The 15,862-nt window shown below is 74.2% G+C and carries 14 protein-coding genes; 7 read left to right on the top strand and 7 right to left on the bottom strand.

The genetic code is table 11. The features are described 5' to 3' along the window. Window positions 1-23: 23 nt before the first annotated feature. Complete coding sequence (locus ACTWM8_RS22015; protein ID WP_446210686.1) at window positions 24-710, bottom strand: NADPH-dependent F420 reductase; 687 nt, start codon at window positions 708-710, stop codon at window positions 24-26. Window positions 711-948: 238 nt separating this feature from the next. Between ACTWM8_RS22015 and ACTWM8_RS22010 the strand changes: the two genes are divergently transcribed. Beyond that, window positions 949-1,752: an SGNH/GDSL hydrolase family protein gene (locus ACTWM8_RS22010; protein ID WP_446210685.1), complete on the top strand. Its 804-nt coding sequence runs from the start codon at window positions 949-951 to the stop codon at window positions 1,750-1,752. A gap of 134 nt (window positions 1,753-1,886) precedes the next feature. On the opposite strand, the gene ACTWM8_RS22005 is transcribed toward ACTWM8_RS22010, so the two are convergent. After that, a complete protein-coding gene (locus ACTWM8_RS22005) occupies window positions 1,887-2,375 on the bottom strand; it encodes a glutathione peroxidase (protein WP_346539216.1) in 489 nt (162 codons plus the stop codon). Window positions 2,376-2,517: 142 nt separating this feature from the next. Between ACTWM8_RS22005 and ACTWM8_RS22000 the strand changes: the two genes are divergently transcribed. Then, on the top strand, window positions 2,518-4,164 hold the full coding sequence (locus ACTWM8_RS22000; RefSeq protein WP_446210684.1) for a glycosyl hydrolase family 18 protein: 1,647 nt from the start codon (window positions 2,518-2,520) through the stop codon (window positions 4,162-4,164). A 68-nt stretch (window positions 4,165-4,232) separates the two neighbouring features. Here the strand turns inward: ACTWM8_RS22000 and ACTWM8_RS21995 are convergent, their stop codons facing one another. After that, complete coding sequence (locus ACTWM8_RS21995; RefSeq protein ID WP_446210683.1) at window positions 4,233-5,207, bottom strand: helix-turn-helix domain-containing protein; 975 nt, start codon at window positions 5,205-5,207, stop codon at window positions 4,233-4,235. 267 nt (window positions 5,208-5,474) lie between these two features. On the opposite strand from ACTWM8_RS21995, the gene ACTWM8_RS21990 reads away from it, so the two are divergent. The 3 genes from ACTWM8_RS21990 (at window position 5,475) to ACTWM8_RS21980 (ending at window position 8,454) form a co-directional block, all read left to right on the top strand. After that, a complete protein-coding gene (locus tag ACTWM8_RS21990; protein WP_377613025.1) occupies window positions 5,475-5,957 on the top strand; it encodes a hypothetical protein in 483 nt (160 codons plus the stop codon). Between the two features lie 69 nt (window positions 5,958-6,026). Further along, complete coding sequence (locus tag ACTWM8_RS21985; RefSeq protein WP_154943912.1) at window positions 6,027-7,433, top strand: class II 3-deoxy-7-phosphoheptulonate synthase; 1,407 nt, start codon at window positions 6,027-6,029, stop codon at window positions 7,431-7,433. Window positions 7,434-7,479: 46 nt separating this feature from the next. Beyond that, window positions 7,480-8,454 (top strand): threonine aldolase family protein, encoded by a 975-nt coding sequence (locus ACTWM8_RS21980; protein ID WP_446214629.1) that lies wholly within the window; start codon window positions 7,480-7,482, stop codon window positions 8,452-8,454. A gap of 230 nt (window positions 8,455-8,684) precedes the next feature. Here the strand turns inward: ACTWM8_RS21980 and ACTWM8_RS21975 are convergent, their stop codons facing one another. Both ACTWM8_RS21975 and pknB read right to left on the bottom strand, forming a co-directional pair. Then, window positions 8,685-9,536, bottom strand: coding sequence for a deoxyribonuclease IV (locus ACTWM8_RS21975; RefSeq protein WP_446214628.1), 852 nt, complete (start codon window positions 9,534-9,536; stop codon window positions 8,685-8,687). A 2-nt stretch (window positions 9,537-9,538) separates the two neighbouring features. Beyond that, entirely contained in the window at window positions 9,539-11,521 is a 1,983-nt protein-coding gene (gene pknB / locus ACTWM8_RS21970) for a Stk1 family PASTA domain-containing Ser/Thr kinase (RefSeq protein ID WP_446210682.1), read from the bottom strand. A 143-nt stretch (window positions 11,522-11,664) separates the two neighbouring features. Here pknB and ACTWM8_RS21965 point away from each other — a divergent pair, with 143 nt between their 5' ends. Beyond that, window positions 11,665-12,054 (top strand): Rv2175c family DNA-binding protein, encoded by a 390-nt coding sequence (locus ACTWM8_RS21965; protein ID WP_446210681.1) that lies wholly within the window; start codon window positions 11,665-11,667, stop codon window positions 12,052-12,054. Between the two features lie 97 nt (window positions 12,055-12,151). Here the strand turns inward: ACTWM8_RS21965 and ACTWM8_RS21960 are convergent, their stop codons facing one another. Then, window positions 12,152-13,234, bottom strand: coding sequence for a polyprenyl synthetase family protein (locus ACTWM8_RS21960; protein ID WP_280838223.1), 1,083 nt, complete (start codon window positions 13,232-13,234; stop codon window positions 12,152-12,154). A 9-nt stretch (window positions 13,235-13,243) separates the two neighbouring features. Beyond that, a complete protein-coding gene (locus ACTWM8_RS21955; protein ID WP_446210680.1) occupies window positions 13,244-14,638 on the bottom strand; it encodes a helix-turn-helix domain-containing protein in 1,395 nt (464 codons plus the stop codon). A 275-nt stretch (window positions 14,639-14,913) separates the two neighbouring features. Between ACTWM8_RS21955 and metF the strand changes: the two genes are divergently transcribed. Beyond that, a complete protein-coding gene (gene metF / locus ACTWM8_RS21950; protein ID WP_179801058.1) occupies window positions 14,914-15,831 on the top strand; it encodes a methylenetetrahydrofolate reductase [NAD(P)H] in 918 nt (305 codons plus the stop codon). The last annotated feature ends 31 nt before the right edge of the window (window positions 15,832-15,862 follow it).

Below are 15,862 nucleotides of genomic sequence, written 5' to 3'. Positions count from 1 at the left end.
GCCACCGGGTGGAGCGTCGCCGCTCAGCTGTCGGCGTAGCGGCGGGCGGCGGCCAGCGCGGCCCGGACCTGCTCCGCGTTCCTCGCGGCGGGCCGCTCCCAGTCGTTCGGGTCGGCCGAGTAGAGGCCGGCGTACGCGGCGGTGTCCCGCTGGAACCGCCAGCCCTCGGCCAGCGGCCCGACGTCGACGGCGTCGTACCCGAGCGAGTCGAGGAACGCGGTCACCGCGGCCTTGGCGTCGGCGTCGTCGCCGGCGATCGGCAGCGCGCTGCGGTCGGCGGCCCCGGCCGGGCGGGCCAGGGCGTGCAGGTGCGCGAAGTAGATGTTGTTGAAGGCCTTGACCACGCGGGACTCCGGCAGGTGCGCCTGGAGCAGCTCACTGGTGGTGGTCGACTCGTCGTCCAGCTCCGGGAAGTGCCCGTCCCGCTCCGGGTAGTAGTTGTTGGTGTCGATGACCGTCTTGCCGGCCAGCGGCGCGGCGGGCACCTCGCGGTAGGCCCGCAGCGGAATGGTGACCACGACCAGGTCCCCCGCCGCAGCGGCCTCGGCCGGCGTGGCCGCCCGAGCCCGCGGGCCCAGCTCCTCCACCAGGTCCTTCAGCGTCTCCGGTCCGCGCGAGTTGCTGAGCACCACGTCGTGACCGGCGGCCACCGCCAGCCGGGCCACGGTGCCACCGATGTTGCCGCTGCCGATCAGTCCCACAGTTGTCATGTCCGTTGCCAACTCCGGTGTGGACGTCGGTATTCCCCACCGCCGTGCTTGGTTATTCGGCCGGCGGCGCGCACGGATCGTCCCGTGGAGGAATCCTTCATCATTGATCGCATCACTGGCAATGGTTTGTATCGCTAAGGATCTATCTGCATCTGCCGCGCAATCGGTGATCTTCCGACCCGCGCCGATCAATTGATATCTATCTCACACCACCACTTCCCACCCCCAGGAGTGCGACGTGCGGAGATCCCGTTTCGTGACCCTCGCCCTGAGCCTCGCCGCGTCCCTCGGCGTCACGCTCGGCATCGCGGTGCCCGCCCAGGCATCCCCCAGCGACCAGTACGTCGCCCTCGGCGACTCGTACGCCTCCGGCGTCGGCGCCGGGAACTACACCGCCGAGAGCGGTTCCTGCCAGCGCAGCACCAGCGCGTACCCGGCGCTGTACAACACCAACATCAAGCCCGCCTCGTACCGTTCGGTGGCCTGCTCCGGGGCGACCACCACCAGCGTGACCAGCACCCAGCTCTCCGCGCTCTCGGCGAGCACCACGCTGGTCAGCGTCACCGTCGGCGGCAACGACGTCGGCTTCTCCAGCATCATGACCACCTGCGTGCTGCAGGGTGAGACGCAGTGCGTGGCCGCGGTGCAGGCCGCCGAGGACAAGGCCCGGGCGCAGCTGGCCGGCCTGCTGGCCACCGTCTACAACGGCATCCGCAGCCGGGCCCCGTCCGCCCGGGTGGTGGTCGTCGGCTACCCGGTCTTCTACCAGCTCGGCACGCTCTGCGTCGGGCTCAGCGCCACCTCCCGCGCGAAGATCAACGAAGGCATCAACCTGGTCGACGACATCACCCGCAGCGCCGCGGCCGCCGCCGGCTTCACCTTCGCCGACGTCCGGTCGATCTTCGTCGGGCACCAGCTGTGCAGCTACGGGGAGAAGTGGCTGCACGCGTTGAACTACGCCAACATCGGCATCTCGTACCACCCGACGGCGGCCGGCCAGTCCGGCGGCTACTACCCGGTGTTCCGCTCGGCGGCCGGCTGAGCGGCCACCGCCGTCCCCGGCGGCGCCGCGCCGCCCACCGACCGGTGGGCGGCGCGGTCGCGCCTTCGTCCGGGGGTGGACGACGCCGCGCCCCGGCCCGCGCCGGCCGCGCGGGCGGGCGGCCGGGCGGCGGCTCAGGCCGGCAGGACCTTCTCGATGCTGGCGCGCAGCTCGGCGGAGTCCGGGGTGACGGTCGGGGCGAACCGGGCCGCGACCGTGCCGTCCGGCGCGACGAGGAACTTCTCGAAGTTCCACCGCACGTCCCCGGTGTGCCCCTCGGCGTCCGGGGTGCCGACCAGTTCCGCGTAGAGCGGGTGCCGCGCCGGGCCGTTGACGTCGACCTTCTCGGTCAACGGGAAGGTGACCCCGTAGTTGACCTGGCAGAAGTCGCCGATCTCGTCGGCCGTGCCCGGCTCCTGCCCGGCGAACTGGTTGCACGGCACCCCGAGCACGACCAGGCCCCGGTCGGCGTATGTGGTGTAGAGCTCCTGGAGGCCGGCGTACTGCGGGGTGAGGCCGCAGCGGGAGGCCACGTTCACCACCAGCAGCGCCCGGCCCCGGTACGCGGCCAGGTCGGCCGGGCCGCCGGCCAGGGCGTCGATCTCGATGTCGAAGACGGTCATGTCGCGAGGCTACGCGTCCCGGCGGGCGCGCCGCCGCGACCCACGGGAAATCGATAAATGCACATCTTGACGAAGTGATGACGGCGTGAGTAGCGTCTCCCCATCTTCTGGAAAGTTTCCTAACTGTTGGAGGAGGTGCCACATGAAGAGATCGCTCCGTCGTGCCCTCTGGGCCGGCGCCGTGGTCGCGCTGACCGTCGCCGCGGTGCCGGTGACCTCGGCGTTCGGCGCCGGTAGCGTGACCGCCACGTTCGCCAAGGTGCAGGACTGGGGGACCGGCCACGAGACCCGCGTGACCGTCGCCAACGGCTCCAGCGCCAGCGTCGACACCTGGCGCATCGAGTTCGACCTGCCGTCGGGCACCACCATCAGCACCTTCTGGGACGCCGACGTCACCAGCAGCGGCAACCACTACGTCGCCGTCAAGAAGAGCTGGGCCGGTCCGCTCGGCCCGGGCGCCAGCTTCAGCTGGGGCTACAACGGCACCGGGGCGTACAAGGCGCCGCTGAACTGCACCGTCAACGGCGCGCCGTGCGGCGGCGGCAGCACCCCGCCGCCGACTACCACCGCGCCGCCGACCACCACCCCGCCCACCACGACCCCGCCCACCACGACCCCGCCGACCACGCCGCCGCCGACCACCCCGCCGCCCACCACCCCGCCCCCGCCGACCGGGGACAAGAAGGTCGTCGGCTACTTCGCCGAGTGGGGCGTCTACGGCCGCAACTACCACGTCAAGAACATCCACACCAGCGGGTCCGCGGCCAAGCTGACCCACATCCTGTACGCCTTCGGCAACACCACCGGCGGGCGTTGCACCATCGGTGACAGCTACGCCGACTACGACAAGGCGTACACGGCGGCCGACAGTGTGGACGGTGTCGCGGACACCTGGGACCAGCCGCTGCGCGGCAGCTTCAACCAGCTGCGCAAGCTCAAGAAGATGTACCCGCACCTGAAGGTGATCTGGTCCTTCGGCGGGTGGACCTGGTCGGGTGGCTTCACCCAGGCCGCGCAGAACCCCGCCGCCTTCGCCGACAGCTGCTACAACCTCGTCGAGGACCCGCGCTGGGCCGACGTCTTCGACGGCATCGACGTCGACTGGGAGTACCCCAACGCCTGCGGCCTGCAGTGCGACAGCAGCGGACCGAACGCCTTCAAGAACGTGGTCGGCGCCCTGCGGTCGAAGTTCGGCTCCGGCGCGCTGGTCACCGCCGCCATCACCGCCGACGGCAGCACCGGCGGCAAGATCGACGCCACCGACTACGCCGGCGCGGCGTCGTCGCTGAACTGGCTCATGCCGATGACGTACGACTACTTCGGCGCCTTCAACCCGCAGGGCCCCACCGCCCCGCACTCGCCGCTCACCTCGTACACCGGCATCCCGCAGCAGGGCTTCAACTCCGACGCCGCGATCCAGAAGCTCAAGGCGAAGGGCATCCCGGCCAGCAAGCTGCTGCTCGGCATCGGCTTCTACGGCCGGGGCTGGACCGGGGTCACGCAGACCGCTCCGGGCGGCACCGCCACCGGCGCCGCAACGGGCACCTACGAGCCGGGCATCGAGGACTACAAGGTCCTCAAGAACACCTGCCCGGCCACCAGCACCATCGCCGGCACGGCGTACGCCAAGTGCGGCAGCAACTGGTGGAGCTACGACACCCCGTCCACCATCGGCGGCAAGATGACCTACGCGAAGAACCAGGGCCTCGGTGGCGCCTTCTTCTGGGAGCTCTCCGGCGACACCGGCAACGGCGAGCTGATCGGCGCCATCAAGGGCGGTCTCGGCTGAGCCGAGGGCCGACGCACCACCCACACGGCGGGGAGGGACACCCACGGTCCCTCCCCGCCCGCGTGCGTTCACCGTCGGGCGGCCCGCTCCCGATGCTCGCGGGGCGACATGCCGTACCGGGCGCGGAACGCCCGGCTGAAGTGGGCCCGGTCGCGGAACCCGCAGCGTGCGGCGACCTCGTGCACGGGCAGGCCGCCCAGCCGGGGATCGGCCAGGTCGCGCCGGCAGCGCTCCAGGCGGCGGGCGCGGATCAGGCCGGCCACCGTGGTGCCGGTGCCCTCGAAGAGCCGGTGCAGGGACCGCAGCGACAGGTGGTGCGCCGCGGCGACCGCGGCCGGGGTCAGCTCCGGGTCGGCCAGGTGCCGCTGCACGAACGCCTCGATCCGGGTACGCAGCCCGGTGACCCGGACGTCCATCGGCAGGGCGTGTTCGTCGTCGAGCCGGCCGGCCAGGGTGCCGGCGATCAGCGCCAGGGCGACCTGGTCGAGGTGGGCGGCGTCGGTCGGCGCGTACTGCTCGGGGTGGTCGCCGACCTGGCGCAGGAAGCGGGCCAGCAGCAGTCCCATTCCACTGCCGGCGGGCAGCTCGGCGGCGAGCAGCTCCTCGATCCGGTGCGCCGGGAGCGGCAGCGCCGCGTGGGGCACCAGCGCGGTCAGCGTGCGCAGCGGACCGGCGGCCGTCCCGTCGGCCCGGTGCGACGACCCGTGCGGGCGGACGGTGTCGACGAAGGCGAAGCCGGACGGGGCGAGTGGCGCCTGACGCCGCTGCTGCGACATCGCGCCGTACCCGGACAGCGGGAGGGCCAGCTGGTACAGCTCCGGATCCGTGCTGCGGATCATCCGGCGCGTCCGGTGCAGCTCCAGCGACGGGTACCGCCACACCCCGAGCCGGACCACGCCCAGGTCGACCACCCGGGCCGAGGCGGTGAAGTCGGCGGCGTGGTCACTGCTGATCCGGGCCGGCACCGACTCCCGGGCGACCAGGTCCTGCCAGAAGTCGAACCGCTCGGCCGGTGGCAGCCACCCGGTGTCGACCGACGCCACGGAAAGGATGGGCGGTCACCTCCTGCCACGGCGACGCGCCCGGGCGCGTCGACCACCGCAGACTAGCCAGCCTCTGTCGGGTGCGCGAGGCGACAGCGCCCCGGCCGGCCGCCGGGGGCCCGCCGTCGGGTATCCGTCACCCCTGTTCGATCGTGCGGGTTGTCGGCTGGAGAGAGCGGCGGGGCATGACGGCCTGCCATGCAGGTCGGTCGATGTGACAGACTCGCCGCTCGGCATCTCTCGATGTCCGCAGCGAGGGGAGGACCCATGCGCCTGAGGCACCGCGCCGCCGGCGTCGCCGCGCTGGCACTGCTGCCGCTGTCCCTGCTCGGCTGCGGGATCGGCGGCGACGACGACGCGGGCGACGGCCCCGCGATCGGGCGCGCCCCCGCCGAGGAGGCGGCCACCAAGTCCCGCGAGCGGGTGCAGGCCTACCTCGACGCGATGGCCGCCAAGGACGTCGCGGCCGGCCGCAGCCAGCTCTGCGCGCCGATGCAGCAGGCCTTCGACGCGGCGGCCACCGGCCCGAACGGGGACTTCGCCGACCACTTCGAGGTGCCCAAGGCGGCCATCACCGACGTGCGCTCCGGCCCGCGCGGGCAGGAGGTCAGCGCCTCGGTGACCGTTTCGGTCGGCGCCCGGGACGTGGCCCGGCCGCTGCTGTTCACGGTCACCCGCAGCGGCGCCGACTGGTGCATCTCCGGCGAGGCTCCCGGCGGGCACACCCCGGAGCCGTCGGTCAACCCCTGACCCTCCCATCTGCCGGAACCGTCACCCTCGACGGCGGGTCACCCCGACCGTCGCCGTACGCTTTCCCTCATGCGCCATGAGTGGCATCAGCTGAGCTACCCCGCCGTGAGCAGCCCCGGGCTGCAGACCAGCCGACCCACCGTCGACTCCGCCGAGGACGCGGCCCTCGGCCTGGACCGCTGGCGGGACCTGCCCCGGGCACAGACCCCGCCGTGGCCCGACCCGGCGCAGGTGGCCGAGGTCTGCAAGGTGCTCGACGTCGTACCCTCGGTGGTCGCGCCCTACGAGGTCGACCAGCTCCGGCAGCGCCTCGCGCTGGTCTGCGAGGGCAAGGCGTTCCTTCTCCAGGGCGGCGACTGCGCCGAGACCTTCGCCGACAACACCGAGAGCCACCTGCTGGCCAACGCCCGCACCCTGCTCCAGATGGCGATCGTGCTGACCTACGGCGCCTCGCTGCCGGTGGTCAAGGTCGCCCGGGTCGCCGGCCAGTACACCAAGCCCCGGTCCCTGCCGACCGACGCCCGCGGGCTGCCCGCCTACCGCGGCGACATGATCAACGCGCTGGAGGCCACGCCGGAGGCGCGGATCGCCGACCCGCAGCGCATGATCCGGGCGTACGCGAACTCGGCCGCCGCGATGAACATGCTCCGCGCGTACCTGGCCGGCGGGCTGGCCGACCTGCACGCCGTGCACGACTGGAACAAGGGCTTCGTCAAGAACTCGCCGGCCGGCGAGCGCTACGAGGCGATCGCCCGGGAGATCGACCGGGCGCTGGCCTTCATCCGCGCCTGCGGGATGACCGAGGACGAGGCGCTGCGTACCGTCACCCTCTACTGCTCCCACGAGGCCCTGGCCCTGGAGTACGACCGGGCGCTCACCCGGGTCTCCGACCGCCGGGCGTACGGGCTGTCCGGGCACTTCCTCTGGATCGGCGAGCGGACCCGGCAGCTCGACGGGGCGCACATCGACTTCATCTCCCGGATCGCCAACCCGATCGGCGTCAAGCTCGGCCCGACCACCACCCCGGACGAGGCCATCGAGCTCTGCGAGAAGCTCAACCCGGACAACGTCCCCGGCCGGCTCACCCTGATCAGCCGGATGGGCAACCACAAGGTCCGCGACGCGCTGCCGCCGATCGTGGCCAAGGTGACCGCCGCCGGCGCCAAGGTGGTCTGGCAGTGCGACCCGATGCACGGCAACACCCACGAGTCGTCCAACGGCTACAAGACCCGACACTTCGACCGGATCGTCGACGAGGTGCTCGGCTACTTCGAGGTGCACCGCGGCCTGGAGACCCACCCGGGCGGCCTGCACGTGGAGCTGACCGGCGAGGACGTCACCGAGTGCCTCGGCGGCGCCCAGGGCATCGAGGACCTCGACCTGCCCGATCGGTACGAAACCGCCTGCGACCCGCGACTGAACACCCAGCAGTCGCTGGAGCTGGCCTTCCTGGTGGCGGAGATGCTGCGTGGCTGACTTTGTCGATCTTCGTTCGGACACCGTGACCCGGCCCACCGCCGGGATGCGGGAGGCGATGGCCACTGCCGAGGTCGGCGACGACGTCTACGGCGAGGACCCGACGGTCGCCGCGCTGGAGGCCGAGGTCGCCGCGCTCTTCGGGCAAGAGGCGGCGCTGTTCGCCCCGACCGGCTCGATGGCCAACCAGATCGCCCTCCAGCTCGTCGTGCCCCCCGGTGACGAGCTGCTCTGCGACGCCGACGCGCACGTCGTCACGTACGAGATCGGCGCCGCCGCCGCGTACGGCGGAATCTCCTCGCGGACCTGGCCGGCGGTCGGCGCGGACATCGACCCGGACGTGGTCGCCGGCATGGTCCGGCCCGACGGCTACTTCGCGGTGCCCACCCGGGCGATCGCCGTCGAGCAGACCCACAACCGGGGCGGCGGCGGGGTGATCCCGCTGACCACCCTGCGCGAGCTGCGCCGGGTCGCCGACGACCACGGGCTGGCGCTGCACTGCGACGGGGCCCGGATCTGGCACGCGCACGTCGCCGACGGGGTGCCGCTGGCCGAGTACGGCGCGCTCTTCGACACGCTGTCGGTCTGCCTGTCCAAGGGCCTCGGCGCCCCGATCGGCTCGCTGGTGCTCGGCAGCGCCGAAAAGATCGACCGGGCCCGGTTCATCCGCAAGCGGATGGGCGGCGGCATGCGCCAGGTCGGCGTGCTCGCCGCCGCCGGCCGGTACGCCCTGGCCCACCACGTCACCCGGCTCGCCGAGGACCACGCCAAGGCCGCCCGGCTGGCCGAGGCGGTCGCCCCGTTCGGGGTGCTCGCCGCGCCGGTCCGGACCAACCTGGTCCCGCTGGACCTGACCAAGCACCCGCTGGACGCGAAGGCCCTGGCCGCCGCCGCCCGTGCCGAGGGCCTGCTGGTCTCGGTGCTCGGCCCGCGCACCGCCCGCCTGGTCACCCACATGGACGTCGACGACGCCGGGATCGACCGCGCGGTGGAGATCCTCACCCGCCTGCTGCGCGCCTGACCCACCTCCGCACCCGAGCCCCGCGCCCACCCGGCCCGGGGCTCGGCTGCGTTTCGACCCCCCCGCCCTGCTCGCGCCCGCGCTGCCCGCGCCCGCGCTGCCCGCGCCCGCCTCGGCCGTGTTGATCAAGAAGTTTGCGTCAGGATCCGGCCCGGAACTGACGCAAACCTCTTGATCACCGTGGCGAGCCGGGTCGGGCCGGGTGGGGCCGGGCGGGCCCGTGGGGTGGGTCAGGGGTGGAGGCGTTTGAGGGTGGCGATGTCGGCGGCGTGGCCCTCGTGCTTCTCGGTGGGGGTCTCCACCACCACGGGGACGCCGGCGGTGGCCGGGTGGGCCATCAGTTCGGCGAACGCGGGCTCACCGATGCTGCCCTTGCCGATGTTCTCGTGCCGGTCCCGGGTGGAACCGCACAGGTCCTTGGAGTCGTTGGCGTGCACCAGCCGCAGCCGCTCCGCCCCGACGGTCGCCACCAGGGCGTCCAGCGTCGCCGTCATGCCGCCCTCGGCGGCCAGGTCGTGTCCGGCCGCCCACGCGTGGCAGGTGTCGAAGCAGACCCCGAGCCCGGGGTGCCGGTCCACCGCGTCCAGGTAGGGGCCCAGCTGCTCGACCCGCGAGGCCAGCGAGCGACCCCCGCCCGCGCTCGGCTCGACCAGCAGCATCGGCCCGCCCGCGGCCGCCGCCTCGTCCAGCAACGGCAGCAGCGTCTCGCGGACCTGCCGCATGGCGGCCTCAGCGTGCCCCGCGTCGACCGCGCTGCCCGCGTGGAACACCACGCCCCGGGCGCCGATCGCCCGGCCGCGGCGCAGCGCGTGCGCCAGGGTCTCCGCCGACCGCTGCACCGTCGCCGCCGTCGGGGAGCCGAGGTTCACCAGCAGCGAGGCGTGGATGAAGACCGGGACGCCCCGCTCGGCGCAGCCGTCCCGGAACAGCGCGTCCTGGGCCGGGTCGCCGGCCGGCAGCGCCCAGCCGCGCGAGTTGGAGACGTAGACCTGCACCACCTCGGCGCCGGCCGCGTCGACGTACGGCAGGGCCGCCCGGGCCAGTCCGCCCGAGGTGGGGGTGTGTGAGCCGACGGGTCGCATGGTCACAGGCACCCGATGGTGACCGGCGTGGCCGGCGGCACCGGGGAGTTCTCGGGCGGGTTCTGGAACCGGACGATCCCGTTCGGGTTGAACTGCACGGTCACCGGGAAGCCCTGGCTCTCCAGCTGCTGCTTGGCCTGCGGGCACGGCAGGTCGACCACCCGGGGCATGATCACCTGGGCCGGACCCTTGCTGACCTCGAGCCGGACCTGCGCGCCCTTCTCGACCCCGGAGCCGTTGGCCGGGCTCTGCCCGAGGATCTCGTCCTTCGGCTTGTCCGAGTCCTTGTACGTCTCCACCGGCACCAGGCCGAGCTGGGCAAGCGTGGTCCGCGCCTCGTTGACGTTCTTGCCGAGCAGGTTCGGCACCGAGATCGGCGCCCGGCCCTTGCTCAGGATGAGGGTGATCTTCGTGCCCGGCTTCACCTCGGCGCCGACCTTCGGGTTGGTCTCCAGCACCACCCCGGCCGGCAGATTGTCGTCGTAGCGGGGGGTGCCCTTGGCCACCAGCAGTTTCGCGCTGGTCAGATCCACCTCGGCCAGCTCGAACTCCTTGCCCACCACGTCCGGCACCGGGAACCGCTCCGGGCCCAGCGACAGGGTGAGCGTGATGGTGCCACCCTTGAGGATCTTGGCGGCCGAGACCGGATCCTGCGTCACGACGCTGTCCCGGGGGGTCTTCTCGTCGTAGCGGGGCTCGGCGTAGACCAGGGTGAAGCCGGCCCGGTCCGCCTGGGCCTGGGCCTCGGCCTTGCTCAGGCTCACCAGTTCCGGGGCGACCGTGTAGCGACCCACCCCGACCCACCAGCCGCCCAGCGCGGCGAGCAGGCCGAGCGCCACCACCGCGGCGGCGACCGAGAGCCGGCCGCGCTGGCTGCCCATCAGGCGGGTGCGCAGCGCGGCGAACCGGGCCCCGAGGTCCGACTCCGGGGCGGCCCGACGGCGGTGCGGCCGCTGCGGGCCCCCCTCGGGCAGCCGCGCCCAGGCGGGCCGCTCGGCCGGGTGGACCGCCGCCACGACCATGGTCGGCTGCGCCACCGCCGAGTTCTCGTCGCCCACCGGCCGCAGCACGGCGGTGTGCGTGTTCGGGTTGCCCAGGTCGTCCCGGGCCACCTGCACCTCGGCCAGCAGGGCGCCGGCGTCGGTCGGGCGGGCGCCGGGGTCGCGCCGGGTGGCCCGCGCGACCAGGTCGTCGAGCGCCTTGGGCAGCGCGGGTACCAGGGTCGACGGGGCCGGTACGTCCCGGTCGACGTGCTGCCAGGCGACGTCCACCGGCCGGTCCCCGTCGTACGGGACCCGCCCGGTGAGCATCTCGAACAGCACGATGCCGGCCGAGTAGACGTCGGTGCGCGGGTCGGCGTGCCCGTCGGTGACCAGCTCCGGCGCCACGTACGCGACGGTCGCCATGAGCTGGTTGCCGTTCTCCTCCTCGGCGCTGGCCTCGACCGCGCGGGCCAGGCCGAAGTCGGCGACCTTGACCACGCTGTCGACGAGGTTCGCCACGCCGCCGGTGGGCGCCTCGGCGACCAGCACGTTCTCCGGCTTCACGTCCCGGTGGACCAGCCCGGCCCGGTGCGCGGCGGCGATCGCGGCGAGCATCTGCTCCATGATCGCCAGCGCCTCGTCCGGGTTGAGTCGGCGCCGTTCGGCCAGCACGTCGCGCAGGGTGCGGCCGCGGACGTACTCCATCACCAGGTACGGCAGCCCGCCGTGGGTGCCCTGGTCGTAGACGGCCACCACGTTCGGGTGGGTCAACCGGGCGATCGTCTTCGCCTCGTCGGTGAACCGGGCCATGAACCCGGCCGCCCGGCCGCGGGTCTCCGGCGCCTGGGTCGGGTGAATGATCTTGACCGCCACGGTGCGCTCCAGGCGCTCGTCGGTGGCGGTGTACACGGTCGCCATCCCGCCGCGCGCGACGCGCCCGCGAATGCGGTAACGCCCGTCGAGCAGCGAGCCCAGCAACGTGTCGGCGACCTGTGTGTCCATCGGCAGGCAGTCTATGTGTCCAGAGGGTGAAGGTTGAACAGGATGCTACAGCCGGGACACGATCCGATCCGTCCCGCCGTGCTGTCGCAGGCCACCCGGGGTGCCGCTGCGCCCGGGCCGGGGCGACGTGGCAGGGTGGTCGGGTGACCGATTCCGTACCCGCCGACCAGGCTTCCGGCGCCGCCCTCGCCGGCCCCTCCGACCCGGCCGCCTGGCTGACCCTGCCCGACGTGGCCGAGCGCCTCGAGCTGCCGATCAGCAAGGTCCACCAGATGATCCGCGACCGGGAGCTGATCGCCGTCCGCCGCGACGGCGTCCGCCGGATTCCCGTCGACCTGGTGGCGAACAAGACGGTGCTCAAGCACCTGCCCGGCGTGCTGAACCTGCTGGCCGACGCCGGCTACGACGACGAGGCCGCCCTGCGCTGGCTCTACGAGCCCGACGACACCCTCTCCGGCGGTACCGGCGCGGCCACCCTCGGCGGCGACCACGCCCGCGAGGTCAAACGCCGCGCCCAAGCCCTCGGCTTCTAACCCCCCCCCGGGCCCCTCGCCCCGTTGATCATGAAGTTGTTGCCACCGGCACCGATGTGTCGGGGCAACAACTTCATGATCAACTCTGGCAGGGGGGTCAGTCGGCGCGGCGGGTGGCGGCGATGGCGAGGTCGACCAGGGCCTGGCGGGCCTCGGTGTCCAGGTCGACCGTGGTCAGGGCGGCCAGCGCGGCGTCGGTGAGGGTGACGATCCGCTGCTCGGTACGGGCCAGCGCGCCGCTGGCGCTGATCAGCTCCCGCAGCCGCGCCACCCCGGCCTCGTCCAGCCCCGGATCGCCCAGTTGGCCGAGCAGCAGCTCCCGGCCGGCGTCGTCGGTCGCCTCGACGGCCGCCGCCACCAGGTAGGTGCGCTTGCCCTCGCGCAGGTCGTCCCCGGCCGGCTTGCCCGTCTGCGCCGGGTCACCGAAGACCCCCAGCACGTCGTCGCGAAGCTGGAACGCCTCGCCCAGCGGCAACCCGTACGCCGAGTACGCCGCCCGTACGTCCGCCGACGCCTCGGCCAGCGCGGCGCCGAGCAGCAGCGGCCGCTCGACCGTGTACTTGGCCGACTTGTACCGGGCGACCTTGCCGGCCCGCTCCAGCGAGGTGTCCCCGGTGACCTGGGTCAGCACGTCCAGGTACTGCCCGACGGTGACCTCGGTGCGCATCTCGTCGAAGACCGGCCGGGCCCGGGCCACCGTCCGCGGATCCAGGCCGGCGGAGTGCAGCAGCTCGTCCGACCAGACCAGGCAGAGGTCGCCGAGGAGGATCGCCGCCGCGTCGCCGAACCCGTCCGGGTCGCCGCCCCAGCCGGCCGCCCGGTGCCGGGCGGCGAACCGCCGGTGCACCGCCGGCTCGCCGCGGCGGGTGTCCGAGCGGTCCATCAGGTCGTCGTGGATCAGGGCGCTGGCCTGCACGAACTCCAACGCCGCCAGCGCGGTCACCACGTGGTCGGAGTCGACTCCGCCGGCGCCCCGGTACCCCCAGTAGCCGAACGCCGGGCGCAGCCGCTTGCCGCCGCCCAGCACGAACGCCTCGATCGCCTCGGCGACGGGCACCAGCGCGTCGTCGACGCCGGTCATCCAGGTGCGCTGGTTGGCCAGGAACTCGGCCAGGGCCTTGTCGACGCGCTGACGCAGGCCGGCGCGGTCGACGGGGGAGACGGGAGCAGCGTGGGTCACGTACCGACGCTAGCCGGTCGGGGTTGGCCGCGTCCCCCCACCGGGCCGGCGCGTCGCGCCCGCCGCGCCCGACGTGCCGCCCCGCCGCCCGGGCGCGGGCGGTCGGGAGGGGGTGGTGACCGGGCCGCGGGGCAGGAAGCCGCGGGCGTCGGCGAGCAGCGCGGCGTAGCGGCGTACCGCCGGCTCGGCGCGGTGCGTGGCCAGCCGGCGCTCCAGCTCGACCAGCGGGGTCGCGGCCCGCGCCGACCCGGCGCGGACCGCGTCCAGCAGCGCGGCCCCGGCCACCGCGCAGGCCTGCTCCACCTCGCCGACCTGGAGCAGGCCGCGGGCCAGCCAGCCGCCGTAGACCGCCGCCCGGCGGGGCCGGCCACCGCGCCGGGCGGCGCGCAGCAGCGGCAGGGCCGGCCGGGGTCGGCCGAGCGCGACCAGGGCGCGGCCCGTCATCGCCGCCAGTTCGGTGTCGTCGAGCCAGTAGAGCCAGGCCGGCTCGGCGCCCGGCTCGACCGCGCCGGCCGTCCGCCGCGCCGCGTCCAGGGCCTGCCGGGCGGCCCGGACCCGCCCGCCCAGCGCGGCCGCCAGCGCCACCCGGTGCAGCAGCAGCGCCCGCAGCCCCGGACCGGCCGACCGCCGGGCCCCCGCGTACGCGGTGCGGGCCAGCAGCAGCGCGCCCTCCGGGTCGCCGGCCCCGGCCAGCAGATGGCTGGCCGACCCGAGCACGTGCCCGGCGAGCGCCGGGTCACCGGCCGCCGCAGCGGCCCGCAGGCCGAGCCGGTAGGCGTCCAGCCCGGCGGTGGGCTCGCCGGCGTCGGCGTGCAGCCACCCGGCGAGCTGGGCCGTCTCGGCCAGCACCGGCAGCAGCCGCCGCCGCTCGGCCGGACCCGCCCCGGCCAGCGCCCGGGCCGCCCGCCGCAGCCGGTACGCCCCGGCCGGGGCCAGGTCGGCGCCGCCGGTGAGGTCGTCGAGCCGGCGCAGCTCGGCCAGCTCGCCGGGGCCAGCCGGCCCGCCCGGGTCGGACCGGCCGGGTGCGCCCGCCGGGGCGGACTGGTGCGCCGCCGGCGCGACCAGCAGCGGAGCGTGCGGGTCGGCCACCCAGCGTTGGGCCAGCGCGAGCAGGGCCGACCGGGACCGGGACCCGCCCGCGCCCACCGGGCCGTGGTGCCGGCTGCGCCCGGCGGCCTCGACCAGCTGCCCGGCCGGCGCGTCGAGCACGAGGGCGAGCCGGCGCAGCCAGCGGTCGCCCGGCACCCGGGCCTGGCGCTCCCAGCGGGAGATCTCGTGCCGGGTCACGGTGGCCGCGCCGGAGGCGGCGCAGAGCTCGGCGGCGAGCCGCTGCTGACTCCAGCCGCGGGCCAGCCGCAGCTGGGCGATCAGCGGCCCGAGCAGGCGCGGGTCGGGCGGGGTCATCGGTCCTCCGGTCGGGCGTCGGCGCGGCGACGGCGGCCGCCCCGCGGGACGGGACCGGCGCGCCGTCGGTCGGTGCTGACCCCCGCGCGTGCCTCCGGGCGCCGGCCCCGACCGGCGCCACCCGCGCTGGCTCCTTCCTACTCCGGGGGTACGACGTCGCGTCGGACCCGCCGTGCGTCGCCGCACCGAGCGGCCCGCCGGCGTTCGACGACCGCCGTCGATGCCGCAATGGGAAGATCGTGGGTCGGCGGGCCGTCGCCCGCTAGAGTCGGGTCGTGGCGCTCGGTCTTCCCTCCGTCCTCCCCAATCCCCAGCCGGCGATCGGGGAGCTGATCCGTGAGCGCCAGCCGACCTTCTCCTTCGAGTTCTTCCCGCCCAAGACGCCCGAGGGCGAGCGGCTGCTCTGGCAGGCCATCCGGGAGTTGGAGTCGCTGCGCCCCTCGTTCGTGTCCATCACCTACGGCGCGGGCGGGTCGACCCGGGACACCACGGTGGCGGTGACCGAGCGGATCGCCACCGAGACCACCCTGCTGCCGATGGCCCACCTGACCGCGGTCAACCACTCGGTCGCCGAGCTGCGCAACGTCATCGGCCGGCTGGCCGGCGTCGGGGTGCGCAACGTGCTCGCCGTGCGCGGCGATCCGCCGGGCGACCCGGGCGGCGAGTGGGTCCGCCACCCCGAGGGCGTGCTCTACGCCGAGGAACTGGTCCGGCTGGTCCGCGACGCCGGGGACTTCAGCGTCGGCGTGGCCGCCTTCCCGTACAAGCACCCGCGCTCGACGGACGTGGCCAGCGACACCGCGCACTTCGTCCGCAAGTGCCGGGCCGGCGCCGAGTTCGCGATCACCCAGATGTTCTTCGACGCCGACGACTACCTGCGGCTGCGGGACCGGGTCGCCGCCGCCGGCTGCGACACCCCGATCCTGGCCGGCGTGATGCCGGTGACCCAGATCGGCACCATCGAGCGGTCCGTGCAGCTGTCCGGGGCGCCGTTCCCGCCCGCGCTCGCCGAGCGCTTCGAGCGGGTGGCCGACGACCCGGAGGCGGTGCGTCGGCTCGGCATCGAGCAGGCCAGCGAGATGTGCGCCAAGCTGCTGGACGAGGGGGTGCCGGGGATCCACTTCATCACCCTCAACCGGTCCACCGCCACCCGGGAGGTCTGGCGCAGTCTCCAGGCCGGCGCCCGGGTGTGAACGCGGGCACCCCGCCACCTGAACCACGCCA

This window comes from Micromonospora sp. IBSANI012, assembly GCF_052814045.1.
The sequence above is the reverse complement of the archived record's forward strand: the minus strand, read 5'-3'. Positions and strand labels throughout refer to the sequence as shown.

Excerpts from the sequence above, each read along its gene's own strand:
- ACTWM8_RS21990 (WP_377613025.1), top strand. The coding sequence starts at position 5,475 with ATGCGCCTGAGGCACCGCGCCGCCGGCGTCGCCGCGCTGGCACTGCTG.
- ACTWM8_RS22000 (WP_446210684.1), top strand. The coding sequence starts at position 2,518 with ATGAAGAGATCGCTCCGTCGTGCCCTCTGGGCCGGCGCCGTGGTCGCG.
- ACTWM8_RS21975 (WP_446214628.1), bottom strand. The coding sequence starts at position 9,536 with ATGCGACCCGTCGGCTCACACACCCCCACCTCGGGCGGACTGGCCCGG.
- ACTWM8_RS22015 (WP_446210686.1), bottom strand. The coding sequence starts at position 710 with ATGACAACTGTGGGACTGATCGGCAGCGGCAACATCGGTGGCACCGTG.
- ACTWM8_RS21980 (WP_446214629.1), top strand. The coding sequence starts at position 7,480 with ATGCGGGAGGCGATGGCCACTGCCGAGGTCGGCGACGACGTCTACGGC.
- ACTWM8_RS22005 (WP_346539216.1), bottom strand. The coding sequence starts at position 2,375 with ATGACCGTCTTCGACATCGAGATCGACGCCCTGGCCGGCGGCCCGGCC.
- ACTWM8_RS21985 (WP_154943912.1), top strand. The coding sequence starts at position 6,027 with ATGCGCCATGAGTGGCATCAGCTGAGCTACCCCGCCGTGAGCAGCCCC.
- pknB (WP_446210682.1), bottom strand. The coding sequence starts at position 11,521 with ATGGACACACAGGTCGCCGACACGTTGCTGGGCTCGCTGCTCGACGGG.
- ACTWM8_RS21955 (WP_446210680.1), bottom strand. The coding sequence starts at position 14,638 with ATGACCCCGCCCGACCCGCGCCTGCTCGGGCCGCTGATCGCCCAGCTG.